Origin of the sequence: Salinivibrio kushneri, from assembly GCF_027286325.1 — a bacterium.
GTDB lineage: Bacteria > Pseudomonadota > Gammaproteobacteria > Enterobacterales > Vibrionaceae > Salinivibrio > Salinivibrio kushneri_A.
Genome location: NZ_CP114588.1, coordinates 1,477,201 through 1,496,010 on the forward strand (window position 1 = coordinate 1,477,201; position 18,810 = coordinate 1,496,010).

Annotated in this window: 14 protein-coding genes; 6 read left to right on the plus strand and 8 right to left on the minus strand. The window is 50.6% G+C overall.

From position 1 onward, the window contains the following. Nucleotides 1–192: 192 nt before the first annotated feature. Nucleotides 193–558, minus strand: coding sequence for a MarR family transcriptional regulator (locus tag N8M53_RS06975; protein WP_269578252.1), 366 nt, complete (start codon nucleotides 556–558; stop codon nucleotides 193–195). 266 nt (nucleotides 559–824) lie between these two features. Between N8M53_RS06975 and N8M53_RS06980 the strand changes: the two genes are divergently transcribed. Continuing rightward, nucleotides 825–1,511: a DUF2982 domain-containing protein gene (locus tag N8M53_RS06980; RefSeq protein WP_269578253.1), complete on the plus strand. Its 687-nt coding sequence runs from the start codon at nucleotides 825–827 to the stop codon at nucleotides 1,509–1,511. A gap of 55 nt (nucleotides 1,512–1,566) precedes the next feature. Here N8M53_RS06980 and N8M53_RS06985 read toward each other — a convergent pair whose 3' ends face one another. After that, on the minus strand, nucleotides 1,567–2,211 hold the full coding sequence (locus tag N8M53_RS06985) for an MBL fold metallo-hydrolase (RefSeq protein WP_077639062.1): 645 nt from the start codon (nucleotides 2,209–2,211) through the stop codon (nucleotides 1,567–1,569). A gap of 210 nt (nucleotides 2,212–2,421) precedes the next feature. On the opposite strand from N8M53_RS06985, the gene N8M53_RS06990 reads away from it, so the two are divergent. After that, nucleotides 2,422–4,170, plus strand: a complete 1,749-nt coding sequence (locus N8M53_RS06990) for a GNAT family N-acyltransferase (RefSeq protein ID WP_269578254.1) — start codon at nucleotides 2,422–2,424, stop codon at nucleotides 4,168–4,170. Between the two features lie 73 nt (nucleotides 4,171–4,243). Here N8M53_RS06990 and N8M53_RS06995 read toward each other — a convergent pair whose 3' ends face one another. From N8M53_RS06995 to N8M53_RS07015, 5 genes are all read right to left on the minus strand, one after another. Continuing rightward, a complete protein-coding gene (locus tag N8M53_RS06995; RefSeq protein ID WP_269578255.1) occupies nucleotides 4,244–5,950 on the minus strand; it encodes a L,D-transpeptidase family protein in 1,707 nt (568 codons plus the stop codon). Nucleotides 5,951–6,169: 219 nt separating this feature from the next. Beyond that, nucleotides 6,170–7,267: a DUF1513 domain-containing protein gene (locus N8M53_RS07000; RefSeq protein ID WP_269578256.1), complete on the minus strand. Its 1,098-nt coding sequence runs from the start codon at nucleotides 7,265–7,267 to the stop codon at nucleotides 6,170–6,172. Then, on the minus strand, nucleotides 7,257–8,270 hold the full coding sequence (locus N8M53_RS07005; RefSeq protein WP_269578257.1) for an imelysin family protein: 1,014 nt from the start codon (nucleotides 8,268–8,270) through the stop codon (nucleotides 7,257–7,259). Before N8M53_RS07005 ends, N8M53_RS07000 begins: the two co-directional genes overlap by 11 nt. Before the next feature lie 25 nt (nucleotides 8,271–8,295). After that, nucleotides 8,296–9,693 carry a di-heme oxidoredictase family protein gene (locus tag N8M53_RS07010; RefSeq protein ID WP_269578258.1) on the minus strand — a complete coding sequence of 466 codons (1,398 nt, stop codon included), beginning with the start codon at nucleotides 9,691–9,693 and terminating at the stop codon, nucleotides 8,296–8,298. Between the two features lie 60 nt (nucleotides 9,694–9,753). Then, nucleotides 9,754–11,010: an imelysin family protein gene (locus N8M53_RS07015; RefSeq protein ID WP_420066573.1), complete on the minus strand. Its 1,257-nt coding sequence runs from the start codon at nucleotides 11,008–11,010 to the stop codon at nucleotides 9,754–9,756. A gap of 413 nt (nucleotides 11,011–11,423) precedes the next feature. Here N8M53_RS07015 and N8M53_RS07020 point away from each other — a divergent pair, with 413 nt between their 5' ends. Continuing rightward, nucleotides 11,424–11,921, plus strand: coding sequence for a MarR family winged helix-turn-helix transcriptional regulator (locus N8M53_RS07020; RefSeq protein WP_046073151.1), 498 nt, complete (start codon nucleotides 11,424–11,426; stop codon nucleotides 11,919–11,921). Between the two features lie 293 nt (nucleotides 11,922–12,214). On the opposite strand, the gene N8M53_RS07025 is transcribed toward N8M53_RS07020, so the two are convergent. Next, nucleotides 12,215–13,075 carry an aldo/keto reductase gene (locus tag N8M53_RS07025; protein ID WP_077668307.1) on the minus strand — a complete coding sequence of 287 codons (861 nt, stop codon included), beginning with the start codon at nucleotides 13,073–13,075 and terminating at the stop codon, nucleotides 12,215–12,217. Nucleotides 13,076–13,364: 289 nt separating this feature from the next. Between N8M53_RS07025 and N8M53_RS07030 the strand changes: the two genes are divergently transcribed. The 3 genes from N8M53_RS07030 (at nucleotide 13,365) to N8M53_RS07040 (ending at nucleotide 18,777) form a co-directional block, all read left to right on the plus strand. Next, complete coding sequence (locus tag N8M53_RS07030) at nucleotides 13,365–13,862, plus strand: GNAT family N-acetyltransferase (protein ID WP_269578259.1); 498 nt, start codon at nucleotides 13,365–13,367, stop codon at nucleotides 13,860–13,862. A gap of 100 nt (nucleotides 13,863–13,962) precedes the next feature. Further along, on the plus strand, nucleotides 13,963–16,278 hold the full coding sequence (locus N8M53_RS07035; RefSeq protein ID WP_269578260.1) for a methyl-accepting chemotaxis protein: 2,316 nt from the start codon (nucleotides 13,963–13,965) through the stop codon (nucleotides 16,276–16,278). Between the two features lie 183 nt (nucleotides 16,279–16,461). Further along, complete coding sequence (locus N8M53_RS07040) at nucleotides 16,462–18,777, plus strand: methyl-accepting chemotaxis protein (protein WP_269578261.1); 2,316 nt, start codon at nucleotides 16,462–16,464, stop codon at nucleotides 18,775–18,777. Nucleotides 18,778–18,810 lie beyond the last annotated feature (33 nt).

The window sequence follows — 18,810 nt, forward strand, 5'->3', positions numbered from 1 at the left end:
TAGCTAAGGGAATGCGCAATAAAGACAAACTTCATTAACACAATAAAAACAACTAGTTGATATTAGAAAAAATTGTTTACTCTTACATCACAAGGCGGGAAGAAAATCAGACAAAACGATTGCTGAGTCGAGTGAACATCCGCTTACGCATCAAATACCATCATCAAACACGTAAGCGGATGCGCAAAGGGATCAGCAAGCTTTGTAAATCACCTTGTTGGCGGCGACTTGAACACGCTCAACGGCGCCTTCTTCAGTCAGCTTTTTCAAAGCACCTGTTGCCCAAGAAGCTGCTTTGGTGTCTTCTTGACCAGCCGCAAGGCCAATCCCTTTAGGGTTAATTCCTTCAGGGTTTGCTTGAACAATCTCTAAAATCTGCTGCTGTTTTGGCGTCAGTGAAGACGCTGAGTTGGCAGTAGATACCTTAGGCGATGTTTCTACCGCAGGTTTTGCAGGCGCAACCGGCTTGGATTTAACCGGACGCTGACGCGCTGGCGATGATGCCTTAACACGCTTGTTGAGTTTAAGTTGTACCTTACGCTTGTGAGAGATTTTCATTCAATCATCCTACTCCGAAGCACTACGTTCAGGCGCGCTGAATGCAGCGGGTGAAAAACAAAGCGCGTGTTATACCAAATTTCTGCTCGCTTTTGTAGGTAACGGCCCCCCAATAGACGCAAAGATCGTGATATTCAGCGATAAATGTTTACTAATTCAGTAATTATTAGGCAAACTAATCAGACACATTGCACGTATATTAGTCTTCCAAAGATATCGAATAGGCGTGAGTAGTCATCTTTCTCTCGCCATTGGAGTGGATGCTCATGGATGCCTTGAAAACGATCAAAATCTACCCGCCTCAGTTTGAAGCTGCACGTTGGAGTATGTTGGCGGCGATGGCAGTCGCCTTCGGCTTGATCTGTTTTTTTCTCGTCCAACCCACCCTGTCGATCGGTCAAGGCTTGCTAGGGCTGATTGCTATTATCGCCATTTTTTATGCAATTAATCAGTTACTTCAACGCGCTCAGCTATCTTTTTCTCTGTCATTCATGCATTTACAACACCATAGCTTTCGTGGTGGCTGGGCGCTGAAGTGGCGAAATATTGAAGCCATTGGCATTCCGCACCTCCACCAGCAAGGGTTAGGTGAACCACTTCCATGGGTTGGTATTAAGATTAAGCGTTACGATGCCCTCTTGGACAGCATCAGCTTACGAATGGTCACCCACATTGTTATGACGCAACGTGCACTGCTCATTACTGCGTATCGGCGAGGCGATCACAAACCCAGCAAACCGCTGGAAGATATGATGTTTGATGACACCCCCTATAGAGGGAAAAATGGTGTGCTATATAAAGGCTTGATGGCTATGTTGGCCAACCGAATGCGCTACACTCGGGAGCTGCTCGGGTATGATTTATTTATCAGTGAAGACTTGCTTGATAGGCCGCTAGAAGACTTTGTCGGCGTCGCCCGGCGCTATTTGGCCGCTGCTAGCAGTGATGACTAAAAACCAGCCTCTAGCATCAGATAGCAGCAAAAGGCCGGTTGTTCTCGGCAATATGTTAAAACGCCCCGGTCAAAAATGGGTTCGTTTTCCGCTCGTGACCCAAGGTCGATGTAGGGCCATGGCCAGGGATAAAGGTCACATCATCCCCAACTGGCAGCAAGGTGTGTTTGATGGCGTTGATCAAGGTGGCGTGATCCCCTTTGGGAAAATCAGTCCGCCCGATACCACCGTTAAACAGCACATCTCCGACCCAAGCGGTTCGCCCTTCCAAATCGACAAACACAATGTGGCCTGGGGTATGTCCAGGGGCAAACAACACCGAGAGCGTACTATTGCCCACGGACACGGTATCCCCTTGTTGTAGCCACTGATCAGGATCAAACGGCTCAGCGTGCGCGAAACCAAACATTTGCGCCTGTGCCGGTAACGCTTGTAGCCAGAAAGCGTCTTCTTTGTGCGGTCCCACCACAGGGACATTCAACGCGCTAGCAAGCTCAACAGTACCGCCAACATGATCTAAATGGCCATGCGTTAGGAGGATTTTCGTCACCGTCACTTCGAGCGAATGAATGACTTGGCGAATTTTAGCAACATCCCCACCGGGATCCACGACTGCCGCCTGTTGCGTTTGGTCGCACCAAATAATGGAGCAATTTTGCTGAAATGCCGTGACTGGCACAATTTCATAATGCAACGCCATGGAGTTAACCTTCTCTTTGTCTGTTCAGTGACGCAATAACACGTAATCCGTGACACGCCCTCAGGTTTTCAATCGTCAATGTGCGCCTCACTATGCCACGCTGTCATCAGTTTGCAACTATGCTGCCAAGGAGGTGTCACTTTTACTCTCTAGGCTAACGTCAGGATATCTGGATAAATCAGATACGCATTTTTGCATGCAGGGTTGCTTATGTTAGATGTTGATAAAGTTCTATCGTCTCATTATCCCCAACTAGAACAGCGTGACTGGCTAAAACGTCCCGTCAGTCGAACCCTTAAACGGTTACTTCATGAGCAGGAGTTTCAAGCCTTTGCCGAGCGATATCCTCATTTGCACGGGTTTGAGTTTGTTGAGCAAGTGCTCGACTACTTTAACTTTAGCTATCGGGTGAGTGATCGCGAGAAAGAGCGGATTCCCGAATCAGGGCGGGTAGTGATTATCGCCAACCACCCTATCGGCTCGCTGGATGGATTAGCGCTGTTAAAACTGGTGCGCTCTGTTCGGCCGGACGTCAAAGTGATTGCCAACGATTTATTGATGCAAGTTAAACCGCTCCACGGTTGCTTGTTGCCGGTCAACAATATGGGGGGCTATACCCCGAAACAGAACCTACAAAACATCACTCAGTGGCTGGAAAGTGACGGGGCAGTCATCATTTTCCCCGCCGGAGAAGTATCGCGGGTTGCGCCAACCGGGATCCGTGATGGCGCCTGGCATCCAGGCTTTTTACGCATGGCAACCAAATCAAAAGCACCGATTCTCCCGATTCACGTCCAAGGCCGCAATTCAGCCCGTTTTTATGGCGCGTCGATGGTGTACAAGCCGCTCTCTACCCTGTTGCTCGTCGAGGAAATGTTTCGCCAAGAGAACAATACCATTGCTTTTACCGTCGGCGAATTAATCCCACACCACAGTTATAGTGCTACCGCCTCCCTGCCCGTCAAAACACGCGTTAAGTTATTCCACAAGCACTTGTATCGTATTGCCAAACGCAAACCTGGCTTGTTTCCCACAGAGACAGCAATCGCCTCTCCCGAGCCTCGTTTAGCGCTTAAACAAGCCCTCAATGCTGGCCAGCAACTCGGACAAACACCTGATGGCAAACTAATTTACTTACTCGACTATCAAGCCGATTCCCCTGTCATGCGCGAGATTGGACGATTACGTGAAGTCGCTTTTCGTGCTGTGGGAGAAGGCACAGGTCAGCGACGTGATCTCGATAAATATGATCAGCATTACTGGCATTTGGTCCTTTGGGATCCCGCCGAACTCGATATTGTAGGCGCCTACCGCTTATGTGACACCCAAGCGACGCTCACCGCCCAAGGGCTTGATGGGATCTATAGCGCGAGCTTATTCGATTTTGAGCAAGGCATGGAGCCGTATCTTGCACAGGGGCTGGAGCTGGGACGTAGTTTTGTGCAACCTAAATATTGGGGCAAACGGAGTTTGGATTATTTATGGCTTGGTATTGGCGCTCTGCTCGCGCAAAAGCCACAGTATCGTTATCTGTTTGGGCCAGTCACCATCAGCAACGCCATGCCACAGGCGGCTAAAGAATTGCTTATTTTCTTTTACCGTACCTACTTTACTGGCGAGAGCGAGTGTGCACGCTCTAAACGCCCCTTTGAACTGGCAGACAGTAAAGAAAGCGAGCTTCTGGGTCACTTCTGCGGGAACGATTACGCCAAAGACCTTAAACAACTTAAAATGCTACTCGATCACTTGGGCGTCGGGATCCCCACTTTGTATAAACAGTACAGTGAGTTATGCGAACCAGGTGGTGTCCAGTTCCTGGACTTCGGCGTGGATCCTGACTTTGCCGATTGTATTGATGGTCTTGTTTTGGTCGATCTTAAACGCTTAAAACCCAAACGTTATCAACGCTACATTGCCCCTCACCTGAGCCACCAGCCTAAGGCTGATACGTCTCGTTGAGATAACGACAGTGGCGTGGCTCGCCGACACCGACATGAAGAGGAAGCCGCGGTTATACGCGGCTTCCTGGTGATTATTGCGCTTGCACCGCCACAGAATGACGCTGCTGGGTTAAATAACTGGGCTCTTGTGTGGTGATCTTACGTTTTGCGGGGACATCATAGGCGTACACGTCATCACGAAAGGCCAATTCCCCTTCATCCGTGACCCAAGCCGTCTGGTAAATGGTCTGTACCGCCAACCGTTTTTTGAGCGGCACCCACTTGGTCTGGGTTTTATCAATATAGGACTGGTAGTCAGTCAGCTGCTTACCCGATAAATCCAATAATAAGTCCGCCAGTTGCTCCGCTTGCTCGACACGGATACAGCCGGAACTAAATGCACGCCGTGACCGGCTGAATAAGCTTTGCGCTGGCGTATCATGCAGGTAGATAGCATTACGATTGGGCGTGTTGAATTTGTATTTTCCGAGGGCGTTGCCTCGACCTGGTGCCTGCTGAAGCCGGTAGGGAAATCCGTCGACTGACACTTTATGCCAATCAATCGAGTTAGGGTCAATCTGGGTGTCACTTTGCCAATTGGGCAAAATACGATATTGATGCTGAGACAAATACTCGTGCCCATCAACCAGCTTGGGCAAGATATCTTTTTGCACTATGCTCCGAGGCACATTCCAGCTTGGATTGAGTACCACAGAGTCGAGTCGTGACGAGAACAGCGGCGTGCGTCTAGATTGGCGCCCAACCACCACTTTGCTCTCAAACACATGCTGATCGTTAGACCACAGACGCATACGATAATCTGGGATATTGACCACAATGCGATCCGGTTGCTGCTGGGGCCACAACCGTAACCGCTCTGCATTAAGCGCCAGCAGCCGGATCCGCGCTGACGCATCTAAATTGAGCCATTTCAACGTCGACGGGCCAATGATGCCATCCACACTCAGCCCATGTTGTGACTGAAACCGTTTAACGGCATCGAGTAGATCGCCACCATATTGCACCGTTTTACCATCCAAAGCCTCTAACCGTTGACTGTCCCCCCAATATCCCTGCACCCGCAGGTTATCAACTAAGTTAAGCGCCAGAGGGATCGCTACCGCTTGGTCAGGGTAAATCAGCCCATCGCTGGTCACGCTGGGCCACACTGAGCGGGCTTGACGTTGCAAGCGAACAATCTGCTTAATCAGCGCGGTATATTGCGGATGCTGTGGCCGAAGCTTGCGCAGAAAAGCGGGCAACGCCGGCCCCAAACCCGCTTGAAAAAAGGACGCTCGCTGAGACTCGGAGGGCTCGGGCAGCGGCGTGTGATGCAAAGAGCCAAAAAACCAGCGCATACCTTTATCGGACACCGCATCCAGGTAACTCATCAAGGCATACGCCGTGTCGGTAGCAAAAATATCATACGCGGTGTCGCTACCCTGCTGGCGGAGTTGGCGAAGTTGCCAGGCGCGCCACTCAAATTCCGGACTGAAGCTGGCCAATGAAATCACATTAACTTGCGTTGCCAGCTCATCCCGCGCTGCATCCTGGGTCCAAAGCAGCGAAAACCCATTATCGAGATAGTCTTGAGTCAGCGCTGAGGAGTAGGCCAAAACAGTGGCATCGGGGGCGGCCGACTCCAACCAGTCGCGCGCATACTGATAGGCGCGTTGACGATGATCGTCAGCCGAGAGGCTTTGCTCAGCCAATGCCGCTTGATCTGAGGCCGAGTGCGCCGACGTGTCTGGTACGGCCAAAAACCGCATGCCACCGGCCTCAATCGCGTCATTTGCCATGACGGGGTTTACCCAAAAACAACATCCTATCAGAAGGTTAGCCAACCAGGCTCCGTGCCTTCTCACCATACGCCCCTCCTCATCCGTGCTTTAATTATGGCAAATTTTGCTCCCGTCTTAACAAAATCATCGCCTGATTTTTTCTCGCCCCCCAACCCGCAATGAAACAAAAAGCGGCAGCCTCTCCAGACTACCGCTTTTCACGCTACCATGCTTTCATTACACCAGCGTTATCCAATGATTATCCCATCGTACTGGCGTCATCTGATAATCGGGATGATGTGCGCTATCAAGGGTCACCATTTTGCCGCCCCCTGAACTCAAGTTGATCACATCACCGTCACGACTGGCACCAGAGGCATCCACTAATGGATGCAAACCCATCATATTTTTGGTGTCTAATGACCAGACACCGTAGCAATTGCCTCTGGGTGAGGTTGCCACCACCCAGCCATTGAGTGTCGCGATACTCGCCACATAGTTGTTAAATCGCGCCCATTGCTCAGGGGTGGCATTGAGCATTGTCATCGGCTCACCACGACGGTGAATGGCCACCAAGGGGGCATTATCCTGACCATGGTATTGCTGTCCCGTCACCACATAGCCCTCATCTGACACCATCAAATGACGAATACTCAGCTTTTTATTGGCTAACTCAGCACGTTCAACCACCTCACCCGTGTCGATGTCGAGGTACGCCAACGCCGGTGACATTGAATCGATGTTTAGCACGGTGCGGCCATCGGTATGCATGCCACCGACCCCTACCACCAGCGTGTTTGCATCCGCCAGTGCGATTTCATGAGGGCCAATCCCAAAGCCGCTTATCTCACGCACTTTTTTCACCTGGCCGCGCGCGCTCAGCCGATAAACACCGACCACACCCTCGCTGGTTTGACGTTTTCCTTCAGTGGTATATAACCATTGACCATCATCAGAGATCACGCCATGACCATAAAAATAGCGGTCCGAACTGGCCGTCACCTGTGACAACGTCACGCCACGTTGATAATCAAACACCTGCATAAAATTGCCGGGCCGACGCGCAAATGCCACACCCAGTGTCCCAACCTCTCGACGTTGGGCGGCGACACCATGGCCGCGCGCGGGTAACGGAAGACGGAAGACGGGCTGTCCCGCGCGGTCAGCGCCGACAACCGCGAACGAACCATCACTGCTTAGTGCACAGCCCAGTAAGTCGCAACGGTCGGCAGTAGGATTGCCGCGACAACCACTCAAGGCATCGACGACTGTAGGTAAAGCCGCCCCCATCAGAGCCGCTTTTAACAAGCGGCGTCGCTTTAAACTAGTCTCCATCTGATGCATTAAACCCGACGATAATACCTAAATCTTGCGCGACCTGGCCGCCAAGCACCAATTTGAGATACTCAAGATTATTGTACACAGTGAGCATATCACGGTACCCCGCAACGCTATTTAACCTGTCAAACAAAGGCTCACCATCTTGCGGCACGCTGTTATACGCCAACTGCCAATGCTCACCGACACGATCCGCAACCTCATCATAGCCTCGCTCACGGAGCGATTGTTCAATGCCACCCTCAGCGTGATATTGAGTTTGCATCGCTTTGATGCTTTGGCGTAACAATGTGAGAGAGTGCCGTGAGCGCCACGCTTCACCTTGGTAAGGGTTGGGAAAGCCCGGTTTACCCAGAGGGCCAGACAGTTTCTTCAGCACGTAATCCAGCTGATGGGTCAACGCACCGAGCTTTTCTGATACCGCCATTGAAGGCGGCATGCCATGCCAAGGGTTTTTCTGCCAAGCCGCATTGAGCGCTGATGCCGTTTGTTGCAAGCGAGCACTGACCGCCATCGCCACTTCACAGTGCTTCGGTTGACTTAAGTCAGCTTGCTGATCATAAAGCAACCACTCCATCGCGCCGACGCCTTGCACGGCCACACTTTGCTCAGCCAACGCCTCCGCGGTCCACTGTGTATCACTGGCAAGTAAAGCGTTTATTTTACGCCCAGTGGTGTTCTTTTTGTCAGGATAAAACTGAATACGCCAGCTTTGCGCCAAGGCGTCCTCAGACCCTTTCTCTACCCCTTGTAACGGCATCCAATTGGCCATCACTGTCTTCCACGCTTGGCGCGCATCGTCAATAGGCGTGCCCTGAGTACAGACCGATTGCGTGGTCTTAGCTAGATCCGTGGTCGCAGAAAGAAACTGCTCACTTCGCTGCTTTTGTAGTTGCCATAGGCCATGATTAGGGCCGGTCTCGGTTTGAGATAGGCACCCACCGAGAAATACTGTGGCGCTCAGAGAGAGCGCGGCGATAGGATTGAGTCGAAAACGCATGCGACAAGACTCCAGCATATTGTTGTTATAAGGAACGTAAAAACGCGATTAAGGCATCACGCTCCGCTTTCGGCATCGCCAGCACGCGCTGTTTCGCACTGGCAGCTTCACCATCATGCCATAAAATGGCTTCCATGAGGGTACGCGCGCGACCATCGTGCAGATAGGTGGCATCCGCATTCACTTCTTTGGTGTACCCAATGCCCCATAAAGGCGGCGTTCGCCACTCTCTGCCGTTGGCGATAAACTCCCCTCGATGATCAGCTAGCCCCGCGCCCATATCATGCAACAACAAATCCGTATAAGGATGAATACGCTGTTCGCTCAGGGCACTAAGATCGGGGCGTTTTGCAGTAGTAAACGACTCAACATGGCACGCATTGCAGCCGGCTTGAACGAAGGTATCTTGCCCCTTTTTCACTGCCGGATCCTGCATATTGCGACGCGCTGGCACCGCCAAATGACGGGCGTAAAACTCTACAAACCCGAGGATATTGTCGCTGACTTCTGGATCGCCACCATTGGGCATCTCGTCGCACACAGACTGTGACGGCATACAATTGTGATGAGGAAACATGGAAGTGGTTAATCCCACATCGCCATTGAAGGCCGCGGCGTTTTGTTGGTTAACCGTGGGTAGCCCTGCCTTCCAACCAAACCGGCCAAGCGCAGTGCGTTGTTTTTCGATATCCCACACTTGATTTGGTCGTCCTGATATCCCATCGCCATTGGCATCATCTGGATCAGCCAGGGCGTAAATGTCTTCCGCAGCAATGGATTCCAACAGCCCCAATCCAATCATCGGAGGCGCAATCCGCGCCGACATCTGAACACTTTCTGCCATCGGCCCATAATTAAGATCGGTAACCGTTAAATGTGGCTGACGCAGAGTGACGGTCTCACCATCGGCAAAGGTCACGGGGACGGATGAATAGGTGATGGCGACCTTTCCTTCTGGCTTCGCGCCTGGCAGTGCAAAGTCTTGCAACTGCCCGCCGTAGTTTGGCTCGGGAATATTGCCATATTGGATCAATTTCTGCCGTTCTGCTTCGCTCATTGCCGGCACACTCAATCGCACCAACATAGACACGGCGTTGGTATCGCCAGGAGAAGGCGGGTGCCCACGGCCGTCTTTAATATGACAATTTTGACAGCCATTGGTATTGAACAAAGGGCCCAGTCCATCACGCGCATCGGTTGAAGCCGGCGAGCTCACCCAGGGGTTACGAAAAAAGCTGTTCCCCACACTGAAGTCGATGCGCTCGCTCATGGGGAGGTTGGCGGCAGGTTGGGAAAAAGCGTTGGCACCTTCTTTAATCACCGTGGTGCGACCACCAGAGGTGCGTTCAAAAGCAACCGCTGACGCGCTCACCAAGGTACTGATGCCAATTGCACCGAGGTAAACAATGAATTTGGACTTCATGTTGTATCCTGACAAAACAAAAAGCCCCGCGGCACGGGGCTTAACATCATTAGCGGACAATTAGAATTGATGGTCCGCAGTATCTGGGTTGAGATTATCAATGCCGATGATTTGAGCGGCTTTCTCAATATGCTTAGTTTGGTCAACCAGTGCTGAGATAGAAGCATTAACCAGTTGGTTACCGTCTGTGTTGCCCGCCGCTATCAATTGATCAAAATGCACATTGTCTTCTTCCGCTGACACGACAAGTGTTTTTACTTGATCACGTGCTTGCTCAAAGCTTGTCTTGATCGCGCTTGCCGCGTCAGTGTCTTTATCTTTGACCAAATCGAGTACCGATGGCCCTGTCAGCTTGCTGCCATCAACACGCTGATAGGTTCCCATCATGACGTTATAGATGCCCTGCTCATTATAGAAATGCGAGTTGTGGGTATTATCAGAGAAACAATCGTGCTCATCTTCGGTCGAGTTGGCTTCCAACGCGACTTTCATGCGCTCACCCGCCAATTCACCCAGCGAGAGAGAGCCCATACCAAACAGCATTTTGCGTAGGCCATTCTCGCTTGAATCGGCAAGTAGGCTCGCACGATAGTTGTCTTTATTACCTTCGGCCCACTGATCGCGCATCCAGGCTAGATCATCAACCAAGAGATCGGCGGCTGCTTTCAAGTACGCGCGGCGACGATCGCAGTGGCCGTTCGTGCAGTCTTCCCCGTAAGCAAAGTCTGAATATGGGCGCTCGCCCGCACCTGGATTGGTGCCATTTAAGTCTTGCCCCCACAGCAAAAATTCAATCGCATGATAACCGGAAGCAACGTTGGCTTCTGACCCGCCTACCTCATTGAGACTTGCCAACAGTTTTGGCGTAATGTCAGCCACATCTAAATCGGTCGCACCAATTTGAATACTCTGGTTGGCAATAATGTTTGCTGTCGCACCGGCATTACCCAGTTCGGCTTGGTAACCGTCTGCCACATAATCAATCAAGCCTTCATCCAATGGCCACGCGTTCAGCTGTCCTTCCCAATCATCCACAATCGCGTTGCCAAAACGGAACACTTCTGACTGCTGATAAGGGACTCGCGCGTCTAACCATGCTTTTTTTGCTGCCTGAAAGGTTTTTTGAGAAGGGCTGGCAGTAAAAGCCTCAATGGCTTCATCGAGCGTGACCGCTGTCGCGTGGGAATCTGCGAATACCGCATGCGCGATATCTGCGTAATGTTCAACAACGTCTTCTTGCGTCGCCGCGTTAACACCCAGAGGTGCGGCAAATAAGGAAAGCGCAATCAGGTTACGCTTAAAAGGGGTCATTTCCATAATGCTTTGTCCTTCGCTTTGATATGAACAGTTATGAGAACTATTATCGTTTGTATGCGAGAGATTCTAAGCATTATGTTACTAAATGCAACAAAGAATTGAGGCTATTATCAAAGCTGTGATCTCCACACTCCAAGCATGGTTTAATGCAACTTGTTGCAGCGCTGATCCGACCTCTTGACTGCTTAAATTGATGACTATGTGGCACTTTTTGCGCCTGCTCACTGAAACAGCTAAAAATAACAATAAATTAGATTTAATTTGAACTCTAAGAGTTATAATAGACTGAAAGCACATTGATTATTTGATAGTGAAAAAAACCATAAAAAGTCGATTTTTCTCTCGATGCCTTTGCACTCCAACCGCGGGTATTGTAAGTTTCGTTGGCGATTTTTTCTGGTGGAGGTGAGCAAATGGAAAAACACGAAGAAGTACTGGTTGCGCTGCGGCAAATCATCCGCGCAATAGACCTGCATTCACGAAAACTTAACAAAGTATCCGGGATCACTGGCCCCCAACTTGTCCTAATGCGTGCGATTAAAGAGCTGGGCCAAGTGACCATTCGTAAGCTCTCGACCCATACCAACATGAGTCAGGCAACGGCAACGACCATTCTTGATCGTCTTGAAAAGCGCGGATTAATTTTGCGTGTTCGCAGCGAGCTTGATAAACGTAAAGTGCATGCCCACTTGACCGAGCAAGGGGAAGCGGCGTTAGAACAAGCCCCCAAACCCCTACAAGAAAACTTTATTTCACGCTTCCAAAGTTTAGATGAGTGGGAGCAATCGTTATTGCTGTCATCGGTACAACGTATCTCTTCGATGATGAACGCCGATGATATTGATGCAGCACCGATGTTAGAAGTGTCTGCCCTCACCTCACACAATTCGCAATTCCAAGCAAAAAAATAAGGGTCTCCGGCGGGTAAACAGGATGTCTCCACCGGTCCACCTGCCAACTATGGCGTAGTAAAATCAAGTGGCGTATTAAAAGCAAAGGACGTTCGCTTTTTGTCGCCATCAGCCATTCATTGGCTCTGCACGCGACACCCAGTCGCACCATTTATCGTGTATATCGTATAACGCTTTCCACTCATCCCTTATCAATGCGCCATATTGCCCCGACTCCGTCACCAGACAATCAACAAAAAAGACGGCTAATAGCCGCCTTATGGATTGAGAGTCAGTCGGTTACACGCTGTTATTTAAGGTACATTGTGTCCTTTTGACGCCACCCATATCCGATACCATTGCTCACGCGTGAGTTCAAGGTCGTAAGCCGCTTTGGCGGCTTTGACACGTTCAATATTCCCCGAGCCAATAATCGGCAAAGGTTGAGACGGATGACGCATCACCCAGGCATAAATCACCTGATCGATCGTCGCGCCACCGAGCTCTTCGCCAATAGCATGCAAGGTATCACGTACCCGCACAGCCTGCTCAGACTCGCCGTTAAACATCTCACCGCCTGCAAGACAAGACCACGCCATCGGTTTAATACGCAACCGTTGCAACTGATCCAGGGTTCCATCATGGACCACATCAAACCGTAGCGGGTTGATTTCAACTTGGTTGGTGACCAAGGATTCGTCCCAACGAGACTGAAGCAGGTCGAACTGTGCAGGCGTAAAGTTAGACACGCCAAAGTGAGCCACCTTGCCATGATGACGCAACGTGGTGAATGCTTCAGCCACTTCATCCGCATCCATCAACGCGTCAGGACGATGGATCAGTAACACATCCAGTTTTTCTACGCCCAAACGAGACAGTGAGTTATCTACCGACTCCAAAATATGCCGGTAACTGGTATCATAATGGTTAATTTTGCGGTTTGGAGCCGCCTCACTGACCAACTTGATATCGCACTTCGACACCACTTGGATATCGTCTCTCACGCTGGGGTCAAGCTTCAGCGCTTGGCCAAACAGTGTTTCACAGCGGTAATCACCATAAATATCCGCATGGTCGACCGTCGTCACCCCCAAATCGATATGCGCCTTAAGAAAACTTAAGCGCTGCTGCGGTGTCATTTGCCAATCATCCAGTCGCCAGTAACCTTGCACCATGGGCGAGAAAAACGGACCGACCGGAGAAATAGATGTCGCTTTAAACTCTGACAAAACGGATCCTTTATGCCGAGAAGTGGAGTTATCATGCTAATCCTATCTCCCGCCACCCTCAATGCCTTATCGAGCATTTTGTTAGCCGAACAGTGCGTTGGTTTGTTTTCGCTCAAAAGACAACAATGCTTGGGTGTTAAACGCACGACAAGTGTTTAATTTATCACCAACACTTGGCGAATGCGGTGAACTTCGTTATCTTATGTCGCGCAAAAAAAGCGAAAAGGAAGCGAAAATGCTTATTCGACGCATGGAATTGCGTGATTGTGACGCGATCAATACGATTTATAATTATTACATTACACACACTGCCATTACGTTTGACTTGTGCCCATGGCAATTAGCTGAACGTGAACAATGGTTCGCTCAGTTTGATCCGTCCTCCTGCAATCAAGCCTGGGTGGCAGAGCAAGACCAACAGATCCTTGGCTTTGCTTACAATACGCCTTTCAATCCCAAGCAGGCTTTCCACATCGCCTCAGAAATCACCATTTATGCGGCCCCCGATGCCGGTGGTCGTGGGGTTGGCTCGGCATTAATGCAAACCTTGCTAGACGGGATGCGCGACAAGGCCCTGCGCCGCGCCTATTCTCTCGTCACGCTACCTAACCCAGCGTCATTGGCATTGCATCGTCGCTTTGGCTTCCAACAAGTTGGACAGCTAAATGATGTCGGTGAAAAGTTCGGCCAATACCACAGTGTGGCAATGCTAGAGTGCGACCTGACGGTTTGAGCATGTTATTTCCCTATCGAATAAGCCCCCACCTCCACTTTACGCCAGTAAGGTGCCTTGATTTGATGCCGTCATAACGACGTTTCAGGAGTTTAGTAGTATGAAAGTTCGCACCAAGGTTTCTGCGGCGATCATCTCCGCCTGTGTTATTTGTATTGTCGCCACCGCCGCGGTGTTGGCAAACCGAACCACCACACTGTTTGGCGATGAAATGCGAGAGCAGGCGATTAGCCAGCTTAAGGCCGTACGCGAAGCCAAGCATTCTGAATTAACCAGTTATTTTTCATTTATCGGCCAACAATTAACCTCAATGGCTGACTCTACCATGACCGAAAACGCGGTAACGTCTTTTAGCCAAGCTTATCGACGCTACAGCCGTGAGGTCCGTACTGATAGGGCGGCTCGGCGTGCACTGCAAGACTACTACACCGACACCTTCGGTGATGTTTACCAAGCGCGCAACGATACCAACGCCAATGCACGCTCCAACCTCGCGGCGCTAGCCCCTGCCACGCGGACACTGCAGCAATTTTATATCAGCGGCAGCCCCCACCCTTTGGGCGAGAAAGACAAGTTGGTGACCACCAACGATGGCTCCACGTATGACAAGGTACACACTCAATATCACCCCAACTATCACCGTTTTGCCGACACCTTTGGCTATCAAGATATTTTGCTAGCGGATGCCAATGGCCGTATTGTCTATTCAGTGGCAAAAGAAATTGACTTTGGCACCAGCTTATTTGCGGGTCCCTATGCCACTAGCGGCATGGGCGATGCCTTCTTAGAAGCCATTGATGCGCAAGCCGGTGACATCAGCTTTGTTGATTACCGCCCTTACTTTCCCAGCTACGATGAGCCAGCCTCATTTATCGCCACCCCTATCGTAAAAAACGGTGAAACACAGGGTGTACTCATCTTTAAATTGCCGATTCAGCGTCTAAGCGGCGTGATCAGCGGTCAAGGCCAATGGCAGTCAGCAGGCTTTGGACAAAGCGGCGAAATGTTTATGGTGGGGCCCGATAAAGTCTTGCGCACCGAGGCACGCGCGTTACAGGAAGACAAATCAGCGTATTTAAACTTGCTACGCACCAACGGTGTCAAACCCGACTTAATTCGCCGCATTGATTTCACCGATACCGCAGCAGGGCAAATGCCCATGGCGTCCCAAAGCATTGCGCAAGCGCTAGCGGGTGAAACGGGCACCGGCGAAGAACGAAGCTATCGCAACCAAACCGTCTATACCGCTTACTCACCGATTGACGTGTTTGGCACGCGCTGGGCGCTGGTCAACCAAATCAGTCAACAGGAAGCCCTATCACAAGTGGCGACCATGCAAGCGACCATCCTCAAAGCGACGGTGATTACCTCTTTGGTGTTAGTGGTTGTCGCGATTGTGATTGCCTATATCCTCGGCGGCAATATTGCTAAACCGATGATAGCGGTCACTACACGCATCAAAACCATTGCAGAAGACAAAGATTTAACCCAGCGCTTACCTGATAGCGGTAAAGACGAAATGGCGCTGCTCGGTCGCTCGCTCAATGACATGTTCGCCAGTTTCCAACAAGTGATCCAAGAAGCGCACCAAGCATCCGGCCTACTCGGCCAAGCCTCCAATGACATCAATCAAGACGTGGTTACCATGCGTGATAGGGTTGCCGACCAGGTCAAGCATACCCATCAAGTGGCTTCGGCAGCGACGGAAATGGCCACCTCCGTCACTGATGTTGCCCAATATGCAGACCAAGCCTCCAACGCATCTGATGACATCACCCAAGCCGTCAACACTGGCTCACAAATCGGGGACGATCTGGTTGCGCAAATCCGCACATTGTCATCGAGCATGGACGCTGCGACGGCGACCATGGGGCGTTTATCGCAACAGAGCGAAGAAATCGGTACCGTACTGGATGTGATTCAAGCCATTGCCGAGCAAACCAACTTGTTGGCACTGAATGCGGCGATTGAAGCGGCGCGCGCGGGCGAGCAAGGCCGAGGGTTCAGCGTCGTCGCCGAAGAAGTGCGTACCCTGGCTTCTCGTACCCAGGACTCTACGGAGAGTATTCGCGACAAAATTGCCGCATTGCGCCAAGAAACGCAGTCAGCGGTGGCTGATATGGATACCACCAGCCAAACTGTCGAGGCCTGTGTGGATTATTGCCAACAAAATAACGCTGCACTGGTTGATATTGCCAACATGGTTACCGAAATTAATCAGATGACCTCACACATCGCCAATGCGACACAGCAGCAAACGCAGGTGACAACAGAAATCAGCGAAAGCATCACAGACATTGCGCAATCAGCTGAGACCGTTTCACAGCGTACGCATGACACTGCAGAAACCGTCATAGGCTTAAGCCAGCGATCATCGCGCCTCGCTGACACTATCGGCCATTTTAAAACCGAGTAAATACTCACCCCAATCAGGGAGGTCATCAGACCTCCCTGCTTTTCTCTTTTGTCTAGAAAGCGCCCATTACGACTGGTTAGCTAGACACGCGCACACTATTTGTTCAAATTTTACGTCTTTTTCTACGCACTTTTTACCTGCCATGACTAGATTCAAAAACGTGAGGTAGGAAGGAGTGTCACGATGAGAATCAGCAATAAGATCACGCTCGCAATCGTTGCGGCATCATTAACCTGTGTTTTAACGATTGCGGCTGTCTTAGCCTTTAGGAGCATCGGCTTATCGTCACAAGCACTTGATAAGAAAGTAAAATCGCAACTAACGGCAGTGAAAGCGTCGAAAAAGTCGGAAATAAGTAATTACTTCAAGTTCATTGGTGATCAAATTAATACGCTGTCGGACTCCACCATGACAGAAGATGCATTGGCACAACTGGCACAAGCATTTAAAAGCATCGCCACAGACAGCGCCACCTTCCCCGACCAAGAAAGCCAACTGGCAAGCTATTATCGCAATCAGTTTGCCGCGACCTACCAAGAGATAAACGATAAACGTACCGACGTAATGGGTAGGTATAATCAGTTACCTGATGTCGCGAAACGGTTGCAACACGCGTATATCAGCGACAACCCCCATCCATTAGGAAGTAAAGATGCCATGGCAAAAGCCAACGACGGCAGTGTCTACAGTGAGATCCACAGCGTCTTTCATCCCAACTTTCAGCATTACTTAAAAACCTTCGGCTACTACGACATTTTCCTAGTCGATAATCAGGGCAATATTGTCTACAGCGTTTACAAAGAGCTGGATTACGCGACCAACCTATTAACCGGCCCGTATTCAACCAGTGGCTTGGCTGATGCCTATAAAGCAGTGCGCAAAGCGCCTCAGGGTGAGCTGGGCTTTATAGACTTTCGCCCTTACTATCCCTCCTACGATAGTCCGGCTTCATTTATCTCGAGTCCAGTTTATAAAAATGGTCAGCAGATTGGGGCGTTGATATTTCAAATGCCGATCGATCGTATTAGTGAGCTCATTAGCAATAATGGTCAATGGGCTGAATCAGGGATGGGCAAAAGCGGCGAGATCTTATTGGTTGGCCCCGATAACCTATTACGTACACAACCACGTCTTTTAAGTAACGATAAAGACGCCTACCTCAGTGCACTAGAAAGCCAAGGGCTCAATGCCGATACCATTCACCGCATTGATTATCAAAACTCCGCTGCGGGTAACCAACCCCTCGATAACCCTGCGGTAAAAAGGGCGCTACGGGGAGAGCAAGGGTTTATCACGCAAACGAGCTATCGTAATACTGAGGTGCTTGTTTCTTATTCACCCATTGACGTCTACGGGGTGACATGGGCGGTGATCAGTCAACAAGACACCGATGAAGCCTTTACAGCCATTACCAAATTACGCACTGATATCGGCGTAGTAACCGCGTTCACGGCAGTGCTGCTCGGCAGTCTCGCCGCACTAGCGGCATATTGGTTGGGTAAAAGCATTGGGGCGCCTATCTTGAAACTCGCCACCAGCATCAAACAGGTGGCAGACAGTAAAGATTTGACGATCACGTTGCACCATACCAGTAAAGATGAGCTCTCTACGTTGGCTGGCAGCCTCAATGAAATGTTCCAAAGCTTCCGAGACGTGATTCAAAAAACACACGGCGCGTCAAAAACCTTGTTGTCATCAGCCAACGATATCAGTGATGACGTAGTCGCTGTGCGCGGGCAAGTGGACGAGCAAGCCAAAAGCTCGAACCAGGTCGCTACCGCTGCCACACAGATGGCCGCCTCCATCAGCGAAGTATCAGAACATGCGAGCAATGCGTCTGAAGCGTCTGACAACATTACCCAAACCGCCAATGAAGGCAGCCAAAAAGGCGAAGCCTTGGTCAGCCAAATGCAAACACTCAAAGATCATATGGATAAAGCTACCCGCTCGATGGAGAAGCTATCACACGAGAGTGAGTCCATTGGGTCGGTGTTGGATGTGATCCAAGAAATTGCCGAGCAAACCAATTTGTTGGCGCTCAATGCGGCGATTGAAGCGGCCCGTGCTGGTGAACAAGGACGCGGATTTGCGGTGGTCGCTGACGAAGTACGCTCTCTCGCCACGCGAACCCAGTCGTCCACTGAAGAAATTCGCGCCAAGGTCGACGCCTTACAGCAAGAAACGCGTGGTGCCGCCGATGGGATGACCCAAGCTAATGACGCGGTGACCCGAAGTGTTGAGCATTGCCACGAAAACAACGATAAGCTGGGTCAAATCAAAACCATGATTGAGCAAATCAACGAGATGAACATGCAGATTGCCACCGCGGCCAACCAGCAAACGCAGGTGACCGATGAAATCAGCCAAAATGTCAACGCAATGGCGCAATCGGCTGACCATGTTTCAGAGCGCACGCGCAACACTGAGCAAACCGTCAATCACTTACGTGAGCATGCCAGTACTTTGGAAGCGCGGATCAGTCACTTTAAAACCGACTAAAACACAAAAGGGGTCAGCCCAAAGCTGACCCCT

Bases quoted from the DNA above. Each gene is read 5' to 3' on its own strand.
- N8M53_RS06975 (WP_269578252.1), bottom strand. From the start codon at position 558: ATGAAAATCTCTCACAAGCGTAAGGTACAACTTAAACTCAACAAGCGT.
- N8M53_RS06980 (WP_269578253.1), top strand. From the start codon at position 825: ATGGATGCCTTGAAAACGATCAAAATCTACCCGCCTCAGTTTGAAGCT.
- N8M53_RS06985 (WP_077639062.1), bottom strand. From the start codon at position 2,211: ATGGCGTTGCATTATGAAATTGTGCCAGTCACGGCATTTCAGCAAAAT.
- N8M53_RS06990 (WP_269578254.1), top strand. From the start codon at position 2,422: ATGTTAGATGTTGATAAAGTTCTATCGTCTCATTATCCCCAACTAGAA.
- N8M53_RS06995 (WP_269578255.1), bottom strand. From the start codon at position 5,950: ATGGCAAATGACGCGATTGAGGCCGGTGGCATGCGGTTTTTGGCCGTA.
- N8M53_RS07000 (WP_269578256.1), bottom strand. From the start codon at position 7,267: ATGGAGACTAGTTTAAAGCGACGCCGCTTGTTAAAAGCGGCTCTGATG.
- N8M53_RS07005 (WP_269578257.1), bottom strand. From the start codon at position 8,270: ATGCGTTTTCGACTCAATCCTATCGCCGCGCTCTCTCTGAGCGCCACA.
- N8M53_RS07010 (WP_269578258.1), bottom strand. From the start codon at position 9,693: ATGAAGTCCAAATTCATTGTTTACCTCGGTGCAATTGGCATCAGTACC.
- N8M53_RS07015 (WP_420066573.1), bottom strand. From the start codon at position 11,010: ATGGAAATGACCCCTTTTAAGCGTAACCTGATTGCGCTTTCCTTATTT.
- N8M53_RS07020 (WP_046073151.1), top strand. From the start codon at position 11,424: ATGGAAAAACACGAAGAAGTACTGGTTGCGCTGCGGCAAATCATCCGC.
- N8M53_RS07025 (WP_077668307.1), bottom strand. From the start codon at position 13,075: ATGGTGCAAGGTTACTGGCGACTGGATGATTGGCAAATGACACCGCAG.
- N8M53_RS07030 (WP_269578259.1), top strand. From the start codon at position 13,365: ATGCTTATTCGACGCATGGAATTGCGTGATTGTGACGCGATCAATACG.
- N8M53_RS07035 (WP_269578260.1), top strand. From the start codon at position 13,963: ATGAAAGTTCGCACCAAGGTTTCTGCGGCGATCATCTCCGCCTGTGTT.
- N8M53_RS07040 (WP_269578261.1), top strand. From the start codon at position 16,462: ATGAGAATCAGCAATAAGATCACGCTCGCAATCGTTGCGGCATCATTA.